Here is a 6,136-nt window from a genome sequence, read left to right on the forward strand (position 1 = left end):
CACAATAAAGCCTGTAGGGATATCTATGAACGAATAATAGCCAAGGGTAAAAGTAAGAAGCTTGCACTTATTGCTGTCTGTAATAAACTACTAAAACAGGCATTTGCTGTGGCTACATCAGGTTTACCATACGATGAAAATTATGCGTCAAAATTAGGATAAAATGCTTGGAAGTTAGCTTAGTTCTTTGTTAGCTGCTGGCTTTTTACTTGTTTAACTGGTTACTTGAATTTCCTCCTCCATCATCATTTCATAATGTTCTTTTCCTATCGATTCAAAAATATCTTTAAAAATATCAAAAAGTAATTGGGGTTGTACTCTACTTATTTTTTGATAATAAACACCATCCAATGTAGAAACTTTATGGCTCTCGTCATTGATTGAGGAAATAAATGCGCATTTAATATAATATTCAGGGCTATTTTGATCCTCACTCAATATAGCACTCCAAGAATCATTTCCTAAACCTAGAAAACTGGTATAGCTTTCTATAATTCTCCGCATTGTATTCGCAATAGATATATTGAAAGATGAATTTGTGGGTAAATTACTTTTTAAATCCTTGATATTAGTCCATAATAAAGAGTAGTCATCTAAAACAGCTTTATTATACTGTCCAGTAATTTCGGTTTTGTTGTTTACTTTAGACACTTGATAATGCCAAAAATCTATGCATATTGGTCTTTTGTTAAACGAGACTTCTTTATAAAAGTATATGTTATGAGTTAAAATGAAAACCTGTTTTATATTTTCATTTTTTAACGCTTTACGGTTTGGTCTATTATCGTTCCCTTTTTGCAGAATTAATTGATGGATCAATGTTGAAATTACAAATAAAGCTTGACTGTCTAAACTAGAAACTGGATTATCGATAACTATTATTTTCTATGTCATCAGTTCCAATGCATAGTTGATAAAAATAAAGGAATGAGATAAAACTTTTTTCTCCTTCACTTAAGCTTTTAAAAATGCCATCAGTATTATTGCTTCCAGGTCTTTTCAAATAATAGTGAGAAATATTATTTATTTTATCTTTTTCAGCAATTTCAAAACTTGTAAATCCGGCGTTTCTAAGAATTACATTAATATTATTTATTGCATCAGCAGTATTAACTGTTTGGCCTCTTAAACTCTCTACAGATAGTTTTAAATCCGAAACCTTGTCCTCATATTTATCTTTAAGCTCATTAGCAAGGCTATTTAATTTTGAGTATTTGAGTTTTCGATTATCAAAAGCTTGAATTTTCGCTTTGCTCTTATTAGCCATAAAAACCCATATATCCGATATTAGACCTTTTTTATTTTGATCCAGTTCAGAGAAGTTTTTATTGTTTTCTTCAATCAGTTTAATAATATTAGATAATTCCGGTTTGAAGGATTTTATTGAAGAAATATTCTTTTTCTCATTTGAGTTATCAATTTTATTCTCTGCTAAAAAGTCTCGAATTTTTATATAGAGGTTAGAAACCTTATTATCTGGATTGAATGAATTTTGAATTTTTAAAATATTTTGTAATAAAGAGTATGAGGCTTCATTATATCTATTTAGAAGATCCTCAATTAGACTAATTTTTTCTTTATAAGTTTTATCAAAGTATTCATTAAATTGATTTCTTAACTCATCGTCAATGGTTTCTTCTTGACAAAATGGACAAACTGTATTTGTTTTTTCAAGGTATTCGATACCTTTTTCAATCCAATTTCTATTATTGAGCATTTCAATTAATGGAGCGATATTAACATCCTCATTTCCTACGATGATTTCTCCTAAAAGAGGTTCAAGTTGAATTTCGATCCTTCTTATATTCCTGTAAATCTTGGGATCTATGGATGAGGAAATTTCCGAAATTTCATTTTCGTAAAGAGAATTATATCTATCAGTTAAATTCTGGATTGTTAGCGGTTTTGTTGGATTTTTTAAAATCTCTCTTAACTTTTCTAGATGATTTGGTTTACTCTTTTTATGAGCTAAAGACAATTTTGAAAAGGATAGAAAACTATTTCTTTTTGACCAACAGTAATTTAAAAGTTCAGTTTTCTTTTTATTTTGATCTTCCAGAAGTTTAGAAAGCAGTTTCTCTTTTCTTGTTTTTTCTTTTTCTAAATTAACTATTTTGCTTTCCGTTTTCTCAATTTTTGCGTCTATTGTTTCATTGGCTTCATTTAAAGAGAAAACACCTTTTAAGAATCGATCTTTATTGAAATTTTCTTGAATAAAATTTTCATAAAATACTAAAATATGATGGTTTTGTTCGTCATATCCATTTTGAACGCAATCATCAAACTCATTTGTTTTTTCGGAATCATCAAGACTTACATTATGAAGATATCGAGCTATTGTTGACTTTCCAGATCCGTTATGACCAAAGAAAAAATTTACTTTCTTTAAATCATTTAACTCACACCCAATATTTGGATCATACGATGCGACGTTTTTAATTAAAAGTGATTCAATCATAAATTATTCTAGAATTTTTATAAAAGCTTGCAGCTAACGGTTTTGAGTATGGCTAGTTGCGGACTTTTTTAGCCAGGTTCTGTCCGTTTGAAATAAAGATAGCCAAAAACATTGAATATCGATTAAGTACTTAGCCGCAATTAGCTATACGCATTGTTATGCATCGTTTTTGGTCTAAGTTTAATATTTTATCCATTTATCTGAAATCATAATTTTTCTAAGTAATCAGTTAGATCTGAAACTTTACCAAAAATCTTATCTATATTTCCATTTTGATTTATAACGAGATGTCGAGGATACGCATTAAGATTTAATTGATTCTCAATTAGATTTCTTTGTTCAGCAGCTACTTTATAATTGAATTCTGTTTTTTCTAAAAAATTTTTCAAATCATTCTCATTATCTAACGCTAAGCTTAAAAAAAGATAATTAGTATTATCTTTATATTTATTGACTAATTTGTTCAATTCGGGTATTTCTTGAACACAAGGTTTACAGGCTATAAACCATGTTTTGATTATAGTTATTTTCCCTACTAAACTTTCATTATTATATATCGTTCCTTCTAAATCTGTTAATTCAAAATCAGGAAATTTGTTTCCTTCCTTTTTATATAATTTATAAATTTCGCTCGAAAAATTTTTAATTGTAGAAGAAATTTCTTTATCTACCTTGGATGATAATTTATAGAGCTTATAAGTTTTTACATTATCCGTTTTCATTTCCACTGGAATATATCTACCAGTAGTCAATTTTCTTAAAAATTCTTCTTTTGATATTGATTGAAATTTATCATCTAAAGCACTAAAATCTGATTCAAGACTAATATCATTATAATGATAAGTCCACCAATTCATAAAACTTGAAGTTAGATTTTTAGTATTTGTAACAGGCTGAATATTTTTAATTGATACCGGCTCAGTTTTTCCAGAGTCATTTTTACAGCCTGTAAAAAAGAAAATAATAATTGTTGTAATGAAAATATTTCTCATAAGAATTTTTAAATTAGAATCTCCGTTGAAAATGATGCATAACGGTCCAGTATAACCGTCAGTTACGGGATTAAAGTTAGTATTTTTCGGTTAAGAACTGACGCTAGCAATTCCGAGTGGATTCGGACGTAGTTGAATCCGCCGTAATTGCGGTTATAGATTGTTACCTACAGTTTTTATTTTACAAGTATTTTCTTAAATATTCAGCAGTAGCAGATTTTTTGTGATTTAATAATTTTTCTACTGTTCCTTCAAATATTACTTTTCCGCCATATTTTCCTGCACCTAAGCCCATATCAATAATCCAATCGGCTTTGGAAATAATATCTAAGTTATGTTCAATGACAATAATCGTGTTTTTTTGGTCAACAAGCCTGTTGAGTATCAACATTAATTTTTCGGTATCAGAAGGGTGTAATCCTGTACTTGGTTCATCCAATACGATTATATTGTATTCATTATCAAGTTCTTTTGTTAATTTTAAACGTTGTCTTTCACCACCTGATAAAGTATTTAATCGTTGCCCCAATTTAAGATAGTCTAAGCCTAATTCGATTAATAAATCGAATTCCTCCATAAAGTCTGTGTTATTAAAAAACGATTTTGCTTCTAAAGTTGTCAAGTCTAAGACTTCTGTAATATTTTTATCTTGATAGGTGTAATTCAATACTTTTGGCTGAAAACCACTGCCATTGCAAACTTCACAAGGAGCTACTACATCGTCCATAAAGGCTAAATCTATTTTTTTTACTCCAAGACCTTTACAGTTGGTACAACCTCCTTCGCTATTACTGCTAAAAAGTTTGATGCTCACATTGTTAGCTTTAGCAAATAAGCGTCTTATTTTATCAGAAAGGCCTAAATAGGTCAATAAATTAGATTTTGAACTGCCTCTAATCTGTGATTGATCAATAATTTTAGTTTTTGGATATTGTGTTGGTAGTACCTTGCTAATAAGCGTACTTTTCCCTGATCCCGCAACACCTGTTACGACAGTTAAGAGATTTGTGGGAATCGCTACGGATACATTGTTTAGATTGTATAAATTGGCATTAGAAACTTTTATAGTGTCTTTTATTTCTCTTGGATTCTGATTGATTTCCCTTTGATGTGAAAAATATTGACTTGTTTTGCCTTTTGAATTTTTTAAGTTTTGAAAATTACCTTCATAAATAATTTCACCACCGTTTACACCCGAAAGTGGTCCTAAATCTACAACATGGTCAGCTAATTTTATCAAATCTGGGTCATGCTCAACAATTAGAACGGTATTGCCTTTTTCTTTTATCTGCTGAATAATTTGAGAGATATGGTCCAAATCTTTTGGATGCAGTCCAATGCTTGGTTCATCAAATATGTACAACAAGTCTTCTAAGCTATTCCCCAAATGCCTTACCATTTTAATTCGTTGCGATTCGCCACCCGAAAGGGAAGTGGTTACTCTGTCTAAGGTCAAGTATTGAAGACCAATGGTAACCAGGTTTTGCAGTTTTTTTGTCAGTTCGTTGATTACGGTTTGGTAAATATCGGATGAAATGGATTGCATAAACAACAATAAATCATCAATTGGTAGGGAACTACAATCGGCAATATTTTTACCCTTAATTTTGCAAGACAAAATTTTACCATTCAACCGTTTACCCATACAGTGAGGACAAACTTCAGTGGTAATAATTTTCTGCAAATCTTTTTTTCGACGTTTTTCCTCTTTCGAATTCCTATTTAGGAAACCTCTTTCAATTCTTGGTAAAACTCCTAAATATTTTACTGTTTTACCCCAATCTTTTGAGGGGTTTTTGGGTTTATGTTCTTCCGAATGAAGCAATAAATCCCATTCTTCATCGGTATAATCCTTCAGTTTTTTGTCATTATCGAAATACCCTGAATCCACATAACGCAACCAACGATAGCCTCCAGGTTGAAAAGTAGGAAATTGGATGGCCCCTTCATTTAATGATTTATTCTTATCAAATAATACTTGTGTATTTATACTGTTGATAACGCCTAAACCATTACAGTTAGAGCACATTCCTTGCGGATGATTGAAAGAAAATATATTTGAATACCCAACAAAAGGTGTACCTATTCTAGAAAAAAGTAATCGTAATGAAGCATAAATGTCTGTTGCCGTTCCAACAGTTGAGCGCGCATTTCCGCCTAAACGCTGTTGGTTGATGATAACAGGAACGTTGAGATGTTCTATTTTATCTACCTCGGCCACGCCAAATCGTAACATCCGATTTCTTGCAAAACTATTCTGGGTTTCATTGATTTGGCGTTGGGCTTCTGCTCCAATAGTTTCAAAAACCAAAGATGATTTTCCCGAACCAGAAACTCCCGTAAATACATTTATTTTATTCTTTGGTAATTCTAAAGTTAGGTTCTTTAGGTTATTTTGTCTTGCTCCGGTTATTTTTATTTTTTTCATTTCTTCATTAAAATTGCTCCAATTTCTTATGATTGAATTGGGCAATATCTATTTGTTTAAATTGCAGGTAACGGTTAGTATATGAAAAGTAGGCGATTTTGAAACACCGAACTTTCGGTTAAGGAAAAAGTTTGATTCAAGCCAAAACCCTTTATTTTACTACTATTCCGCCTATTTTTTATATACATCTTAAGTTTGATGTTCATTAATTTTATAGTATAAATCAGAAAGAACAAAGAGAGGATTAAGGTTAAGGTA

Annotated in this window: 4 protein-coding genes and 1 pseudogene; 1 reads left to right on the plus strand and 4 read right to left on the minus strand. The window is 30.6% G+C overall.

Features of this window, described 5'->3' with window-relative positions:
* Positions 1–162, plus strand: a pseudogene (locus ACN0WI_RS16840) (IS110 family transposase); the annotation flags it as partial.
* A 51-nt stretch (positions 163–213) separates the two neighbouring features.
* On the opposite strand, the gene ACN0WI_RS16845 reads toward ACN0WI_RS16840, so the two are convergent.
* The 4 genes from ACN0WI_RS16845 to ACN0WI_RS16860 all read right to left on the minus strand — a co-directional run bounded on the left by ACN0WI_RS16845 (position 214) and on the right by ACN0WI_RS16860 (position 5,878).
* A complete protein-coding gene (locus tag ACN0WI_RS16845) occupies positions 214–882 on the minus strand; it encodes an AAA family ATPase (RefSeq protein WP_417888218.1) in 669 nt (222 codons plus the stop codon).
* Positions 866–2,458, minus strand: a complete 1,593-nt coding sequence (locus ACN0WI_RS16850) for an AAA family ATPase (RefSeq protein WP_417888215.1) — start codon at positions 2,456–2,458, stop codon at positions 866–868. Before ACN0WI_RS16850 ends, ACN0WI_RS16845 begins: the two co-directional genes overlap by 17 nt.
* A 206-nt stretch (positions 2,459–2,664) precedes the next feature.
* Positions 2,665–3,450, minus strand: coding sequence for a TlpA family protein disulfide reductase (locus ACN0WI_RS16855; RefSeq protein ID WP_417888216.1), 786 nt, complete (start codon positions 3,448–3,450; stop codon positions 2,665–2,667).
* A 181-nt stretch (positions 3,451–3,631) separates the two neighbouring features.
* Positions 3,632–5,878: an ATP-binding cassette domain-containing protein gene (locus ACN0WI_RS16860; protein ID WP_417888217.1), complete on the minus strand. Its 2,247-nt coding sequence runs from the start codon at positions 5,876–5,878 to the stop codon at positions 3,632–3,634.
* Positions 5,879–6,136 lie beyond the last annotated feature (258 nt).

The organism is Zunongwangia sp. (assembly GCF_048269745.1).
Taxonomy (GTDB): domain Bacteria; phylum Bacteroidota; class Bacteroidia; order Flavobacteriales; family Flavobacteriaceae; genus Zunongwangia.

Bases quoted from the DNA above. Each gene is read 5' to 3' on its own strand.
- ACN0WI_RS16850 (WP_417888215.1), bottom strand. From the start codon at position 2,458: ATGATTGAATCACTTTTAATTAAAAACGTCGCATCGTATGATCCAAAT.
- ACN0WI_RS16855 (WP_417888216.1), bottom strand. From the start codon at position 3,450: ATGAGAAATATTTTCATTACAACAATTATTATTTTCTTTTTTACAGGC.
- ACN0WI_RS16860 (WP_417888217.1), bottom strand. From the start codon at position 5,878: ATGAAAAAAATAAAAATAACCGGAGCAAGACAAAATAACCTAAAGAAC.